15 protein-coding genes are annotated in these 15485 nt (G+C 53.1%); 12 read left to right on the top strand and 3 right to left on the bottom strand.

Annotated features, from left to right (window positions below; all coding sequences use genetic code 11):
• The first annotated feature begins 5 nt into the window (after window positions 1-5).
• The 6 genes from ubiJ to tatD all read left to right on the top strand — a co-directional run bounded on the left by ubiJ (window position 6) and on the right by tatD (window position 4748).
• Entirely contained in the window at window positions 6-611 is a 606-nt protein-coding gene (gene ubiJ, locus JQ822_RS22415; protein WP_213135325.1) for a ubiquinone biosynthesis protein UbiJ, read from the top strand.
• Entirely contained in the window at window positions 608-2248 is a 1641-nt protein-coding gene (gene ubiB / locus JQ822_RS22410) for a ubiquinone biosynthesis regulatory protein kinase UbiB (protein WP_213135324.1), read from the top strand. The genes ubiJ and ubiB overlap by 4 nt, the downstream gene beginning before the upstream one ends.
• A gap of 78 nt (window positions 2249-2326) precedes the next feature.
• Window positions 2327-2581, top strand: coding sequence for a Sec-independent protein translocase subunit TatA (gene tatA, locus JQ822_RS22405; RefSeq protein ID WP_096758907.1), 255 nt, complete (start codon window positions 2327-2329; stop codon window positions 2579-2581).
• Window positions 2582-2584: 3 nt separating this feature from the next.
• The gene (gene tatB, locus JQ822_RS22400; RefSeq protein ID WP_213135323.1) at window positions 2585-3133 is read left to right on the top strand and encodes a Sec-independent protein translocase protein TatB; all 549 of its coding nucleotides are present in this window, start codon (window positions 2585-2587) and stop codon (window positions 3131-3133) included.
• A 2-nt stretch (window positions 3134-3135) separates the two neighbouring features.
• Entirely contained in the window at window positions 3136-3924 is a 789-nt protein-coding gene (gene tatC / locus JQ822_RS22395) for a Sec-independent protein translocase subunit TatC (protein ID WP_135323707.1), read from the top strand.
• 41 nt (window positions 3925-3965) lie between these two features.
• The gene (tatD, locus tag JQ822_RS22390) at window positions 3966-4748 is read left to right on the top strand and encodes a 3'-5' ssDNA/RNA exonuclease TatD (protein WP_213135322.1); all 783 of its coding nucleotides are present in this window, start codon (window positions 3966-3968) and stop codon (window positions 4746-4748) included.
• 7 nt (window positions 4749-4755) lie between these two features.
• Here the strand turns inward: tatD and rfaH are convergent, their stop codons facing one another.
• The gene (rfaH, locus tag JQ822_RS22385) at window positions 4756-5244 is read right to left on the bottom strand and encodes a transcription/translation regulatory transformer protein RfaH (protein WP_213135321.1); all 489 of its coding nucleotides are present in this window, start codon (window positions 5242-5244) and stop codon (window positions 4756-4758) included.
• Window positions 5245-5424: 180 nt separating this feature from the next.
• Here rfaH and ubiD point away from each other — a divergent pair, with 180 nt between their 5' ends.
• Both ubiD and fre read left to right on the top strand, forming a co-directional pair.
• Complete coding sequence (gene ubiD / locus JQ822_RS22380) at window positions 5425-6918, top strand: 4-hydroxy-3-polyprenylbenzoate decarboxylase (RefSeq protein WP_213135320.1); 1494 nt, start codon at window positions 5425-5427, stop codon at window positions 6916-6918.
• Window positions 6919-6958: 40 nt separating this feature from the next.
• On the top strand, window positions 6959-7660 hold the full coding sequence (gene fre / locus JQ822_RS22375) for an NAD(P)H-flavin reductase (protein ID WP_213135319.1): 702 nt from the start codon (window positions 6959-6961) through the stop codon (window positions 7658-7660).
• A gap of 185 nt (window positions 7661-7845) precedes the next feature.
• Here fre and fadA read toward each other — a convergent pair whose 3' ends face one another.
• Window positions 7846-9009 carry an acetyl-CoA C-acyltransferase FadA gene (fadA, locus tag JQ822_RS22370; RefSeq protein ID WP_213135318.1) on the bottom strand — a complete coding sequence of 388 codons (1164 nt, stop codon included), beginning with the start codon at window positions 9007-9009 and terminating at the stop codon, window positions 7846-7848.
• Window positions 9010-9018: 9 nt separating this feature from the next.
• Complete coding sequence (gene fadB, locus JQ822_RS22365; RefSeq protein ID WP_213135317.1) at window positions 9019-11208, bottom strand: fatty acid oxidation complex subunit alpha FadB; 2190 nt, start codon at window positions 11206-11208, stop codon at window positions 9019-9021.
• A 189-nt stretch (window positions 11209-11397) separates the two neighbouring features.
• Here fadB and pepQ point away from each other — a divergent pair, with 189 nt between their 5' ends.
• From pepQ to hemG, 4 genes are read left to right on the top strand one after another with little or no spacing between them, the layout of a single operon-like run.
• On the top strand, window positions 11398-12729 hold the full coding sequence (pepQ, locus tag JQ822_RS22360) for a Xaa-Pro dipeptidase (RefSeq protein ID WP_213135316.1): 1332 nt from the start codon (window positions 11398-11400) through the stop codon (window positions 12727-12729).
• Window positions 12729-13343 (top strand): IMPACT family protein, encoded by a 615-nt coding sequence (locus tag JQ822_RS22355; protein ID WP_213135315.1) that lies wholly within the window; start codon window positions 12729-12731, stop codon window positions 13341-13343. The genes pepQ and JQ822_RS22355 overlap by 1 nt, the downstream gene beginning before the upstream one ends.
• 38 nt (window positions 13344-13381) lie before the next feature.
• Window positions 13382-14833: a Trk system potassium transporter TrkH gene (gene trkH, locus JQ822_RS22350; protein ID WP_213135314.1), complete on the top strand. Its 1452-nt coding sequence runs from the start codon at window positions 13382-13384 to the stop codon at window positions 14831-14833.
• A gap of 11 nt (window positions 14834-14844) precedes the next feature.
• Window positions 14845-15390 (top strand): menaquinone-dependent protoporphyrinogen IX dehydrogenase, encoded by a 546-nt coding sequence (hemG, locus tag JQ822_RS22345; RefSeq protein WP_213135313.1) that lies wholly within the window; start codon window positions 14845-14847, stop codon window positions 15388-15390.
• The last annotated feature ends 95 nt before the right edge of the window (window positions 15391-15485 follow it).

Below are 15485 nucleotides of genomic sequence, written 5' to 3'. Positions count from 1 at the left end.
CGGGGATGCCTTTTAAACCCTTAGTAACCGCAGGCGTTGAAAATCTGCTCAACACCTTTCTGTATCGTTCACCAGCGCTGAAATTGGCCAGAATGCGTTTGCAAAGCAAGGTGCTGCGTGTAGATCTCAGAGGATTTTCGACGCCGCTAGTCCTGGTGTTTAGTGAGCGCCAGGTTGATGTACTGGGGGCATGGGAAGGCGAAGCTGATTGCACCGTGATCACACATGCCAGCGTGTTACCGAAATTGCGCGACCGGCAGCAACTCACGACGCTTATTCGCAGCGGTGAACTGGAAGTGCAGGGCGATATTCAGGTGGTGCAGAACTTTGTTGCACTGGCTGACCTCGCGGAGTTCGATCCCGCAGAGTTGTTAGCACCCTATACCGGCGATATCGTTGCGGAAGGGGTTAGCAAAGCCCTGCGTGGCGGGGCTAGGTTTTTATACCACACCGTTCAACGTCAGCAGCGTTACGTTGCCGAAGCGATCACCGAAGAATGGCGTATGGCCCCGGGTCAGCTTGAAGTTGCATGGTTTGCCGAAGAAATCGCTGCCGTTGAGCGTGCGGTCGAATCTCTGGCCAAACGGCTGGAAAAACTGGAGGCCAAATGACGCCAGGTGAAGTACGGCGCCTTTATTTCATCATTCGCACTTTCTTAAGCTACGGTCTTGATGAACTCATCCCCAAAATGCGTATTACGCTGCCGCTTCGGTTGTGGCGTTACACATTGTTCTGGATGCCTAACCGACATAAAGAAAAACCGCTGGGTGAGAGACTGAGACTGGCTTTGCAGGAGCTGGGGCCGGTGTGGATCAAGTTTGGTCAAATGCTTTCCACTCGTCGTGATCTTTTTCCTCCGCAAATTGCCGATCAGCTTGCACTTTTACAGGATCGGGTGGCCCCATTTGATGGTCAACGCGCAAAACAACAAATCGAAGAAGCCATGGGGGGACTCCCCGTTGAAGAATGGTTTGATGATTTTGACATCACGCCGCTGGCATCCGCGTCTATTGCACAGGTACACACTGCGCGGCTGAAATCGAACGGCAAAGAGGTGGTGATCAAGGTCATTCGCCCGGACATTCTGCCGGTCATCAGAGCGGATTTAAAACTGATCTACCGTCTTGCGCGTTGGGTGCCTCGTTTGCTGCCAGATGGACGCCGCCTGCGGCCAACGGAAGTGGTTCGTGAATATGAAAAAACGCTGATCGATGAGCTGAATTTGCTGCGCGAATCGGCGAACGCGATCCAGCTGCGACGTAATTTTGAAGACAGTCCGATGCTGTACATCCCTGAAGTGTATTCAGACTATTGCAGCCAGAACATGATGGTGATGGAGCGTATTTACGGTATCCCCGTTTCGGATGTGACCGCGCTTGAGAAGAACGGCACCAATATGCAGCTGTTGGCTGAGCGTGGCGTTCAGGTCTTCTTTACTCAGGTATTCCGCGACAGTTTTTTCCATGCGGACATGCATCCTGGAAATATTTTTGTCAGCTATGAACACCCTGAAAACCCGAAATACATTGGTATTGATTGCGGGATCGTTGGCTCGTTAAATAAAGAAGATAAACGCTACCTGGCTGAGAACTTCATTGCGTTCTTTAATCGCGACTACCGCAAGGTTGCCGAGCTGCACGTGGATTCTGGCTGGGTTCCGCCGGACACCAACGTTGAAGAATTTGAATTTGCTATTCGTACCGTGTGTGAGCCGATATTTGAAAAACCGCTGTCGGAGATTTCATTTGGTCACGTGCTGTTGAATCTGTTTAACACGGCACGTCGATTTAATATGGAAGTGCAGCCTCAGTTGGTGCTGTTACAGAAGACATTGCTATATGTCGAGGGTGTCGGACGACAGCTATATCCGCAGTTAGATTTGTGGAAAACGGCCAAGCCATTTCTTGAGTCGTGGATCAAAGATCAGGTCGGTATTCCTGCGCTTGTCAGGGCTTTTAAAGAAAAAGCACCGTTCTGGGTCGAAAAAATGCCAGAAATACCTGAACTTGTGTATGACAGTTTGCGCCAGGGCAAATATTTACAACACAGTGTTGATAAGATTGCGCGCGAGCTTCAGGCGAATCATGTTCGTCAGGGACAATCCCGTTATTTATTGGGTATTGGCGCAACGCTGCTGTTAAGTGGGACATTCCTGCTGGTAAGCCGCCCTGAGTGGGGACTGATGCCTGTCTGGCTAATGGCGGGCGGCGTTATTGCCTGGTTGATAGGCTGGCGCAAAATGCGCTGAATTTTTCATCGCTCAAGGCAGGTCGTGTAACGTATACTACGGTCTTATTAATTCATCATCTATGACAGAGGAACATGTATGGGTGGTATCAGTATCTGGCAGTTGTTGATCATTGCCGTCATCGTTGTACTGCTATTTGGCACCAAGAAACTCGGCTCCATCGGTTCCGACCTTGGCGCGTCTATTAAAGGCTTCAAAAAAGCGATGGGTGATGATGAGCCCAAGCAAGATAAAACCAGCCAGGATGCTGATTTTACTGCTAAGTCCATTACCGATAAGCAGGGCGAAGTGAAAAAAGAAGACGCCAAAAGCCACGATAAAGAGCAGGTATAATTCGTGTTTGATATCGGTTTTAGCGAACTGTTATTGGTGTTCGTGATTGGCCTCATCGTCCTGGGGCCACAACGATTGCCAGTGGCGGTAAAAACGGTCGCGGGTTGGGTTCGCGCGTTGCGCTCCCTTGCAACTACGGTGCAGAATGAACTGACCCAGGAGCTGAAGCTCCAGGAGTTTCAGGACAGCCTGAAGAAGGTTGAGAAAGCGAGCCTGACAAATCTGACGCCGGAGCTGAAAGCATCGATGGATGAACTGCGTGAAGCTGCGGAGTCGATGAAGCGTTCGTACAGTGTTAACGACGCTGAGAAAGCGAGCGATGAAGCGCACACCATCCATAATCCGGTGGTGAAAGACAGTGAAGCACAGCACGAGGGTGTCACCCCGGCTACCGCTGAAGCGCAGGCAAGCTCGCCGGAGCAAAAACCGCAATCCACGGGTGTTAATTCGCCGGAACCGACGGAAACCGCTTCTGTAACGTTGATGGACGCAGAAAAGAAATCCGCCGCGCCTGTTGTCGAATCCTCCCCTTCGTCGAGTGATAAACCGTAAACATGGCTGTAGAAGATACCCAACCGCTCATCACGCATCTTATTGAGCTGCGTAAGCGACTCCTGAACTGCATTATCGCGGTAATCGTGATCTTTCTGGCGTTGGTTTACTTTGCCAACGACATTTATCATATGGTTGCGGCACCGCTGATCAAGCAAATGCCGCAGGGTGCGACGATGATCGCCACAGATGTGGCCTCGCCGTTCTTTACCCCGATAAAGCTCACCTTCATGGTGTCACTAATTCTGTCAGCGCCAGTGATCCTGTACCAGGTATGGGCCTTTATTGCGCCTGCTTTATACAAGCATGAACGCCGTCTTGTTGTGCCGCTGCTGGTCTCAAGTTCGCTGCTGTTCTATATCGGTATGGCGTTCGCTTACTTTGTCGTCTTCCCGCTGGCGTTTGGTTTCCTTGCCAATACGGCCCCGCAGGGCGTACAGGTCTCGACGGATATTGCCAGCTACCTCAGCTTCGTGATGGCGCTATTTATGGCCTTTGGCGTCTCTTTCGAGGTTCCCGTTGCCATTGTGCTGCTGTGCTGGATGGGCATTACGACACCAGACGAGTTACGTAAAAAACGCCCTTATGTTGTGGTGGGCGCATTTGTCGTGGGGATGTTACTGACCCCGCCAGATGTCTTCTCGCAAACGCTGTTGGCAATACCGATGTACTGCTTGTTTGAAGTCGGTGTTTTCTTCTCCCGTTTCTATGTCGGTAAGCGACGTACGCGAGACGAAGATAACGAGGCCGAGAACGAAAAAGCTGAAGCCGCCGATAAAACCGAAGAATAAATTCAACCGCCCGTAAGGGCGGTTGCCATATGGGAGGAAGCATGTTTGATATTGGCGTTAATTTAACCAGTACGCAATTTGCAAAAGACAGGGATGACGTGGTGGCTCGCGCCTTTTCTGCCGGTGTGAACGGCATGCTTTTGACCGGAACTAACCTGCACGAAAGCCAGCAGGCGTTAAAGCTGGCACAGCATTATCCGCATTGCTGGTCTACGGCGGGCGTCCACCCGCATGATAGTAGCCAGTGGCAATCCTCAACCGAAGAGGCTATTGTGGCGCTGGCAAACCAGTCAGAGGTGGTTGCCATTGGTGAATGCGGCCTGGATTTCAATCGTAATTTCTCCACGCCGCAGGAGCAGGAACGGGCATTTGAGGCGCAATTACGCATAGCCGCTGAGCTGCAGATGCCGGTTTTCATGCATTGCCGCGATGCACATGAGCGCTTTCTGACGTTGCTGGAACCCTGGCTGGACAGTCTTCCAGGCGCTGTGTTGCACTGCTTTACCGGTTCTCGTCAGGAGATGCAGGAATGTGTGGATAGAGGGCTGTATATTGGCATCACCGGATGGGTCTGCGATGAACGTCGGGGAATGGAACTGCGGGAGCTGTTGCCGTTTATCCCGGTGGAAAGGCTACTGATTGAAACCGATGCCCCTTATTTACTCCCCCGCGATTTAACGCCGAAACCGGCTTCACGGCGTAATGAGCCTGCGCACTTGCCGCACATTCTTGAGCGTATTGCGCACTGGCGCGGGGAAGATCCTCAACGCCTGGCTGCAGCAATCGACGCCAATGTCAGAACGCTATTCGAAGTCACTTTCTGAAGCGGGTTTAAAGTTTTCGAAAACCGGTGTTTTTCACGCTCTGCTTAACCTCTTTATTCAGCAGGTTGAGCAGAAGCATGGAGCGTGCCTCGCCATCAGGTTCGGTGAAAATCGCCTTCAATCCTTCAAATGCACCTTCGGTGATAATCACGCTATCTCCCGGCTGTGGTGTTTCCGGATCAACAATCCCCTCCGGCTTGTAGATGGAAAGCTGGTGAATAACGGAAGATGGAACCGTTGCCGGTGTCGCACCAAAGCGGACGAAATGACTGACGCCACGTGTGGCATTGATGGTGGTGGTGTGGATCACTTCCGGGTCGAATTCGACAAACATGTAGTTTGGGAAAAGCGGTTCACTGACTGTAGTACGTTTTCCACGCACTATTTTTTCCAGGGTGATCATGGGTGTCAGACAGCCCACCGCCTGTCTTTCAAGGTGTTCCTGGGCACGCTGAAGTTGCCCACGTTTGCAGTACAGTAAATACCAGGCTTGCATAATAACTCTTATCCGCTTGTTCTGAGCGCAAGCATAGCAAAAGCCATGCGCTAAGTTAAATTATACACTTCACCCTCCAAGCTGCTTCTTTGTTGGCTGCCAGAGTTCACGCTAATTTAACAAAAATACAGCATCACAATGATGAACGCCGTATAATGAGGCGCTTACGAAGAGGCCACAATGGACGCCATGAAATATAACGACTTACGCGACTTCCTGACGTTGCTTGAACAGCAGGGCGAGCTCAAACGCATTACGCTTCCAGTGGATCCTCATCTGGAAATAACCGAAATTGCCGATCGCACGCTGCGTGCGGGCGGACCCGCGTTGCTGTTTGAGAACCCTAAAGGCTATTCGATGCCGGTATTGTGCAACCTGTTTGGCACGCCAAAGCGTGTTGCTATGGGGATGGGACAAGAAGATGTCTCAGCGCTAAGGGAAGTGGGTAAGCTGTTGGCGTTTCTGAAAGAGCCGGAGCCGCCAAAAGGATTTCGCGATCTGTTTGATAAGCTGCCGCAGTTCAAGCAGGTTTTGAATATGCCGACCAAACGGCTGCGCGGTGCGCCTTGTCAGCAAAAAATCGCGTCAGGCGATGACGTCGATCTCAACCGTATTCCAATCATGACCTGTTGGCCGGAAGATGCCGCACCGCTGATCACCTGGGGGCTTACCGTTACGCGTGGCCCGCATAAAGAGCGGCAGAATCTGGGTATCTACCGTCAGCAGTTGATCGGCAAAAACAAGCTCATCATGCGCTGGCTTTCCCATCGTGGCGGTGCGCTTGATTATCAGGAGTGGTGTGCAGCCCATCCTGGTGAGCGTTTTCCGGTTGCTGTAGCGCTGGGGGCCGATCCGGCAACGATTTTGGGCGCGGTGACGCCAGTGCCTGACACGTTATCGGAATACGCATTTGCCGGATTGCTGCGCGGAACCAAGACTGAAGTGGTCAAATGTATTTCCAACGATTTGGAAGTGCCAGCCAGTGCCGAAATTGTGCTGGAAGGGTATATCGAACCGGGTGAAATGGCTCCGGAAGGACCGTATGGCGACCATACGGGTTACTACAATGAAGTAGATAGCTTCCCGGTCTTCACCGTCACACACGTTACCCAGCGTGAAGATGCGATTTATCACTCCACCTATACCGGACGTCCACCTGATGAACCTGCCGTGCTGGGCGTGGCGTTGAACGAAGTGTTCGTGCCTATTTTGCAAAAGCAGTTCCCGGAAATCGTCGATTTTTACCTGCCGCCGGAAGGCTGTTCCTATCGACTGGCGGTTGTCACGATCAAAAAACAGTACGCGGGCCATGCCAAACGCGTCATGATGGGCGTTTGGTCGTTTTTACGTCAGTTTATGTACACCAAATTTGTTATTGTCTGCGATGATGATGTTAACGCACGTGACTGGAATGATGTGATTTGGGCGATTACCACCCGTATGGACCCGGCCCGGGACACGGTGCTGGTAGAGAATACGCCCATTGATTACCTGGATTTTGCCTCGCCGGTCTCCGGCCTGGGTTCAAAAATGGGACTGGATGCCACCAATAAATGGCCGGGCGAGACCCAACGTGAATGGGGCCGTCCGATTAAAAAAGATCCTGAAGTGACCGCGCGTATTGACGCAATTTGGGATGAACTAGCCATCTTTAATGACGGCAAAAGCGCCTGAGGCGCGATCGTTTTGCCTATTGATCCGACAGAGAGAGCGCATGACAACCTTAAGCTGTAAAGTGACCTCGGTAGAAGCTATCACTGACACCGTATATCGCGTCCGTTTAGTGCCAGACGCGGCGTTTTCCTTTCGTGCTGGTCAGTATTTAATGGTCGTGATGGATGAACGAGATAAGCGTCCGTTCTCCATGGCATCAACGCCGGATGAGCACGGATTCATTGAGCTGCACGTGGGCGCCTCTGAGCTTAATCTGTATGCCATGGCCGTTATGGATCGAATACTGAAAGACCGGGAGATTAAGGTCGACATTCCGCATGGCGAAGCCTGGTTGCGCGATGAAGACGATCGTCCGCTGATTCTGATTGCTGGCGGTACGGGGTTCTCTTACGTTCGTTCCATTCTGCTTACCGCGCTGGCGCGTAATCCAAATCGTGACATTACGATTTACTGGGGCGGGCGTGAAGAGAAGCATCTTTACGATCTCTCTGAGCTGGAATCCCTGTCAGTTAATCACCCTAATCTGCGCGTTGAGCCAGTGGTTGAACAGCCTGAAGCTGGCTGGCGTGGTCGTACGGGGACCGTATTAACGGCAGTATTGCAGGATCACGGTACGCTGGCGGAGCATGATATCTACATTGCCGGGCGTTTTGAGATGGCAAAAATCGCGCGCGATCTGTTCTGTAATGAGCGTCAGGCGCGTGAAGACCGCCTGTTTGGTGACGCATTCGCGTTTATTTAAGCAATAAAAAACCCGCCCCTGACAGGCGGGAAGAACGGCAACTAAACTGTCTCTCTTCGCCAATGACGCCATAACTGCGTTGGCTGCGCTCGTTCACCCGAATCACTTACTTGAGTAAGCTCATCGGGATTTGCTCGCTTGCCGCCTTGTTCTGACGTCATTGGCTTTGAGATACTTTTCCTGATTTACACTCTCTCAAACACCGTCGCGATACCCTGACCTAACCCGATACACATCGTCGCCAGACCAAACTGCACGTCTTTACGCTCCATCAGGTTCAGTAAGGTTGTGCTGATACGCGCGCCAGAACATCCCAGTGGATGACCCAGGGCGATCGCGCCGCCGTTGAGGTTGATCTTCTCGTCAATCTGCTCCATCAGCCCCAGATCTTTAATACACGGCAGGATCTGCGCGGCAAAGGCTTCATTCATCTCAAACAAACCGATGTCACTGACAGAAAGCCCGGCTTTTTTCAGCGCCAGCTTTGAGGCTGGAACCGGGCCGTAACCCATGATTGACGGATCGCAGCCGACCACCGCCATTGAGCGGATGCGCGCGCGCGGCGTCAGACCCAGCTCGCGGGCGCGGCTCTCGCTCATCACCAACATGGCAGCGGCACCGTCGGAGAGAGCGGAAGAGGTACCGGCAGTAACCGTGCCGCTGACCGGATCAAACGCCGGACGCAGGGTGGACAACGCTTCGACGGTGGTTTCCGGGCGGATAACTTCGTCGTAGTTAAACTGTTTCAACACGCCGTCGGCATCATGACCACCGGTCGGGATGATTTCGTTTTTAAACGCGCCAGACTGCGTGGCGGACCAGGCGCGAGCGTGTGAACGTGCGGAGAAGGCATCCTGCATTTCACGGCTGATACCGTGCATACGGGAGAGCATTTCCGCCGTCAGGCCCATCATACCGGCGGCTTTTGCCACGTTGCGGCTCATACCTGGATGAAAATCAACGCCGTGGCTCATTGGCACGTGACCCATATGCTCTACACCGCCAATCAGGCAAGCCTGTGCGTCGCCAGTCATAATCATGCGTGCTGCGTCGTGCAGCGCCTGCATTGATGAACCGCATAAACGGTTGACGGTAACAGCCGGGACGGAGTGCGGAACTTCCGCCAGCAGCGCGGCGTTACGGGCAATATTGAACCCTTGCTCCAGCGTCTGCTGCACACAACCCCAGTAAATATCATCGAGCGCCGCTGGCTCCAGCGCCGGATTACGCGCCAGCAGGCTACGCATTAAGTGTGCGGAGAGATCTTCCGCCCGCACGTGGCGAAACGCGCCCCCTTTCGAACGGCCCATCGGGGTACGGATCGCATCAACAATTACAACCTGTTCCATTGTGACTCCTTAAGCCGTTTTCATGTCGCCGACCGGACGGGCAGGCTCAACCGGGGGATAGTACGGTTCGTTATGACGCGCTTTATTACGCAATCCTTCCGGCACCTCATACAGCGGGCCGAGGTGCTGGTATTGCTGCGCCATATCGAGATATTTCGCGCTGCCGAGCGTATCCAGCCAGCGGAACGCGCCTCCGTGGAACGGAGGGAAGCCAAGACCGTAAACCAGTGCCATATCGGCTTCAGCCGGGCTGGCGATAATGCCTTCTTCCAGGCAGCGCACCACTTCGTTGACCATCGGGATCATCATGCGGGCGATAATCTCGTCATCGCTGAAATCGCGCTTCGGCTGACTGACGTCTGCCAGCAGGCCATCAACAGTGGCATCCTCTTCTTTCTTCGGCTTGCCTTTGTTGTCTTCTTTATAACGCCAGAATCCGAGACCATTTTTCTGGCCAAAGCGGCTGGCGTCGAACAGGGCGTCGATCGCGTCGCGATAATCCTTCTGCATCCGCTGCGGGAAGCCTGCGGACATCACCGCCTGCGCGTGATGTGCGGTATCAATACCGACCACGTCCAGCAGATAAGCTGGGCCCATCGGCCAGCCAAACTGTTTCTCCATTACTTTATCGACCTTGCGGAAGTCTGCGCCATCGCGCAGCAGCTGGCTGAAACCTGCGAAGTAAGGGAATAGCACGCGGTTAACAAAGAAGCCGGGGCAATCGTTGACCACAATCGGCGTCTTGCCCATTTTGCTGGCCCAGGCGACGACTTTGGCAATGGTCTCATCCGAGCTTTTCTCGCCGCGAATGATCTCTACCAGCGGCATGCGGTGCACCGGGTTAAAGAAGTGCATCCCACAGAAGTTTTCCGGGCGTTTCAGCACGCTGGCCAGTTCGCTGATTGGGATCGTCGAGGTGTTCGACGCCAGAACAGCATCCGGGCGCACCTTATCTTCGGTCTCTGCCAACACCGCTTTTTTCACTTTCGGATTTTCAACAACCGCTTCCACGACTACGTCCACACGCTCAAAGCCGGTGTAATCCAGGGTTGGATGGATAGTGGAAATTACGCCTGCCATTTTCAGACCGTCAATCTTGCCGCGCTCAAGCTGTTTATTCAGCAGTTTGGCCGCTTCGGTCATGCCCAGCGTCAGTGATTTGTCATTGATGTCCTTCATGATAACCGGCACGCCTTTCCAGGCCGACTGATAGGCGATACCGCCGCCCATAATGCCCGCGCCCAGCACCGCAGCCTGTTTCGGTGTCTCAATATCTTTCGTCAGTTTTTTCGCTTTCGCTTTGACGAACTGATCGTTGAGGAAAATACCAACTAACGCGCGGGCCTCAACGGTGTGAGCCAGTGGAACAAAGCTTTTGTTTTCCAGATTCAGCGCTTCTTCACGACCAAAGCGGGCGGCGGCTTCAATGGTTTTTACTGCGGTGATCGGCGCCGGGTAATGTTTACCCGCGGTCTGCGCGACCATGCCTTTGGCGATGGTAAAGCTCATTGCCGCTTCAATTTTGCTGAGCTTCAGCGGTTCCAGCTTCGGCTGGCGTTTGGCCTTCCAGTCGAGATCACCGTTGATTGCCTGACGCAGTACTGCCATCGCGCCATCAAACAGTTTCTCCTGCTTCACAATGCCATCAACCAGGCCGATTTTCAGTGCCTGCTCGGCACCGACATCTTTACCTGCGGCAATAATTTCCAATGCGCTGTCTGCTCCCAGCATGCGTGGCATACGCACAGAACCACCGAAGCCCGGCATAATACCCAGCTTGGTTTCCGGCAGTCCGATGCGCAGGTCTGGGGTTGCCAGACGGTAGTCGGTTGCCAGTACGCACTCGCAACCGCCGCCCAACGCATAGCCGTTTACTGCAGACAGGGTTGGGACAGGCAGATCTTCCAGGCGATTAAAGACGCTATTGGCAAAGTGCAGCCACTGGCTTAGTTGTTCTTCAGGAACGAGGAACAGCGAAAGGAATTCGGTGATATCAGCACCGACAATAAAGGCCGCTTTATTAGAACGCAGCAGCAACCCTTTTAAATCGTGTTGTTTTTCCAGCACATCCAGCGCATGGCCGAGGCTGGCTACGGTTGCAGTGTCGAGTTTATTGACCGAGCCAGGGGCATCGAACACCAGTTCGGCGATGCCATCTTCCAGCCAGTCGAGGTACAGGGTGTCGCCTTTGTAAAGCATGTCAGTCTCCTGAATCCGCAAGGTGATCTGGTCATACCAGATGAATCGAAGTGTGTGTTTTATGTTAATAAAATGCAAATGAATGATTAAAGAAATGACGGGCAGATCACGCTCGGTAGAAATCACGCAGTCATAAAGCGATGTGCTAAGATGCGGAGACTTGAGGTCAAAAAAACAGAAGGGAAAATAATGGAATCACTGGCCGCACTCTATAAAAATCATATCGTTACATTACAAGAACGTACGCGCGACGCGCTGGCGCGTTTCAAGCTCGATGCGTTACTTATTCACTCCGGCGAGCTGGTTAACGTTTTTCTCGATGACCATCCGTATCCGTTCAAGGTCAATCCGCAGTTTAAAGCCTGGGTACCCGTCACGCAGGTTCCTAACTGCTGGTTGCTGGTGGATGGCGTGAATAAGCCGAAACTGTGGTTCTACCTGCCAGTTGATTACTGGCACAACGTTGAGCCGCTGCCGACGTCTTTCTGGACCGAAGAAGTTGAAATCATTGCACTGCCAAAGGCCGATGTGATTGGTAGCCAGCTGCCTGCCGCGCGCGGCAATATCGGGTACATCGGCCCGGTTCCGGAGCGTGCGCTGCAGCTGGACATTGCGGCCAGCAACATCAACCCGAAAGGCGTAATCGACTACCTGCATTATTACCGTTCGTACAAAACAGATTATGAACTGGCCTGTATGCGTGAAGCGCAAAAAATGGCGGTGAGCGGTCATCGTGCCGCGGAAGAGGCCTTCCGTTCCGGCATGAGTGAGTTTGATATCAATCTGTCTTACCTGACCGCCACGGGGCATCGCGACACCGACGTACCTTACAGCAACATCGTCGCGCTTAACGAACATGCTTCCGTGCTGCATTACACCAAGCTGGATCATCAGGCTCCGTCTGAAATCCACAGCTTCCTGCTGGACGCCGGGGCGGAATATAACGGCTATGCGGCAGACCTGACGCGTACCTGGTCGGCGAAAAGCGACAACGACTATGCGCATCTGGTGAAGGATGTGAATGACGAGCAACTGGCGCTGATTGCCACTATGAAAGCGGGCACCAGCTATGTGGACTACCACATTCAGTTCCATCAGCGCATCGCGAAGCTGCTGCGTAAGCATCAAATCATCACCGGCATGAGTGAAGAGGCGATGGTGGAAAACGATCTTACCGGACCGTTTATGCCGCACGGTATTGGTCACCCATTGGGTCTGCAGGTCCATGATGTTGCAGGGTTTATGCAGGATGATAGCGGTACGCATCTCGCTGCGCCGTCGAAATACCCGTACCTGCGCTGCACGCGCGTGCTGCAACCGGGCATGGTCCTGACCATCGAGCCGGGCATTTACTTTATCGAATCACTGTTAGCGCCATGGCGTGAAGGGCAGTTCAGCAACCACTTCAACTGGCAGAAAATTGATGCGCTGAAGCCGTTCGGCGGTATTCGTATTGAAGACAACGTGGTTGTCCACGAGAACCATATCGAAAATATGACCCGGGATTTGAAACTGGCGTAATGGACAGTTGGTTAATCCCTGCGGCGCCGGTTAGCGTCGTTGAAGAGATCAAAAAAAGCCGCTTCATTACGCTGCTCGCCCACACGGACGGCGTAGAGGCGGCGAAAGCCTTTGTCGAGTCAGTCAAAGCGGAACACCCGGACGCCCGGCACCATTGCGTGGCGTGGGTGGCGGGTGCGCCGGATGATTCGCAACAGTTGGGCTTTTCGGACGACGGTGAACCGGCGGGTACGGCAGGTAAACCGATGCTTGCTCAGCTAATGGGCAGCGGCGTCGGCGAGATAACTGCGGTGGTGGTGCGCTACTACGGCGGTATTCTTCTCGGTACCGGTGGGCTGGTAAAAGCCTATGGCGGTGGTGTGAATCAGGCGCTGCGGCAATTAACAACGCAGCGCAAGACGCCGTTAACCGAATATACTTTGCAGTGTGAGTACGGCCAACTGGCCGGTATTGAAGCACTGTTGGGGCAGTTCGACGGTAAAATCGTTTCCAGTGATTACCAGGCATTCGTTCAGCTACGGGTAGCGCTTCCTTACGCGAAAGTGGATGAATTTTCAGCAAAGCTGGCGGATTTTAGTCGAGGTTCATTGCAATTGTTAGCGATTGAAGAATAATCCCCACCTCATTTTAAAGAACTAAGGAAGCGGCAGAGATGCATTTTCGCGCCATTACCCGAATCGTTGGACTACTGGTCATCTTATTCTCGGGGACAATGATCATCCCCGGACTGGTAGCGCTCATCTACCGTGATGGGGCGGGTCGTGCATTTACGCAAACTTTCTTTGCCGCGCTGGCGATTGGCTCCATGCTGTGGTGGCCGAACCGTAAGGAAAAGGGTGAGCTGAAATCACGCGAAGGCTTTCTTATCGTGGTCCTGTTCTGGACCGTGCTGGGCAGCGTGGGTGCGCTACCGTTTATCTTTGCGGAAAGTCCTAATCTAACGATCACCGATGCGTTTTTCGAATCCTTCTCCGGCTTAACCACCACCGGGGCTACTACGTTGGTGGGACTGGATTCATTGCCACACGCGATTCTCTTTTATCGACAGATGCTGCAATGGTTCGGCGGGATGGGGATCATCGTGCTGGCGGTGGCTATTCTGCCGATTCTTGGTGTCGGTGGGATGCAGCTCTACCGGGCAGAAATGCCGGGGCCGCTGAAAGATAATAAAATGCGTCCGCGTATTGCCGAAACGGCGAAAACCCTGTGGCTTATCTATGTATTGCTGACGGTGGCCTGCGCGCTGGCGCTGTGGTTTGCCGGTATGCCTGCGTTTGACGCTATTGGTCATAGCTTTGCCACCATTGCTATCGGCGGCTTCTCAACGCACGACGCCAGCGTGGGCTATTTCGACAGCCCCACGATCAACACGATTATTGCTATCTTCTTGCTGATCTCCGGGTGTAACTATGGCCTGCACTTCTCTTTATTAAGCGGGCGTAGTCTGAAGGTTTACTGGCGCGACCCGGAATTCCGTATGTTCATCGGGGTACAGTTGACGCTGGTGGTTGTTTGTACGCTGGTGCTGTGGATACACAATACCTATGGTTCAGCGCTCACGACGATCAATCAGGCCTTTTTCCAGGTGGTGTCGATGGCGACCACCGCGGGGTTCACCACGGACAGCATTGCCCGCTGGCCGCTGTTCCTGCCGGTACTGTTGCTGTGTTCTGCCTTTATTGGTGGCTGCGCCGGGTCAACGGGCGGTGGCTTGAAGGTGATTCGTATCCTGCTGCTGTTTAAGCAGGGTAACCGTGAACTGAAACGTCTGGTCCACCCGAATGCGGTTTACAGTATTAAGCTGGGTAATCGTGCATTGCCGGAACGTATTCTCGAAGCGGTATGGGGATTCTTCTCGGCCTATGCGTTGGTCTTTATTATCAGTATGCTGGCGATTATCGCGACCGGTGTAGATGACTTCTCCGCTTTTGCTTCAGTTGTCGCGACGCTGAATAACCTGGGGCCAGGGCTGGGTGTGGTTGCCGACAACTTTGCCAGCATGAATCCGGTGGCGAAATGGATCCTGATTGCCAATATGCTGTTTGGTCGTCTGGAAGTCTTTACTCTACTGGTACTCTTTACCCCTACCTTCTGGCGTGAATAATGGAGTAACACGTGAAAACACTGATTCTTTTTTCTTCCCGGGATGGACAAACGCGCGAAATTGCCGAGTATCTGGCTTCTGAGCTCAAAGAGCTGGGCATCTGGGCGGATGTGCTTAATTTACATCGTACCGCGGAACCTGACTGGCAAAATTATGACAGCGTGGTGATTGGCGCATCGATTCGCTACGGTCATTACCATGCTGCTTTTCAGGAGTTTGTGAAAAAGAACGCTACGCGGCTGAATTCGATGCCGAGCGCGTTCTACTCCGTTAACCTGGTTGCCCGTAAACCGGAAAAGCGCACACCGCAAACCAACAGCTATGCGCGCAAGTTTCTGATGAGTTCGCCGTGGCGGCCGGATCGCAGCGCGGTAATTGCTGGGGCTTTGCTGTATCCCCGTTATCGTTGGTATGACCGCGTCATGATCCAACTGATTATGAAGATGTCAGGCGGTGAAACGGATACGAATAAAGAAGTGGTGTACACCGACTGGGAACAGGTTGCGGGTTTTGCTCGGGAAATAGCGCAATTAACCAGCAAGACGTCGCTAAAATAAACACAAAGAATAAAAAATACGCACTTGGAAGATTATTTTAAATTTCCCCTTGTCAGCCTGAAATAACTCCCTATAATGCGCCTCCACTGACACGG

Source organism: Citrobacter sp. FP75 (assembly GCF_018342065.1).
Taxonomy (GTDB): domain Bacteria; phylum Pseudomonadota; class Gammaproteobacteria; order Enterobacterales; family Enterobacteriaceae; genus Citrobacter.
The sequence above is the reverse complement of the archived record's forward strand: the minus strand, read 5'-3'. Positions and strand labels throughout refer to the sequence as shown.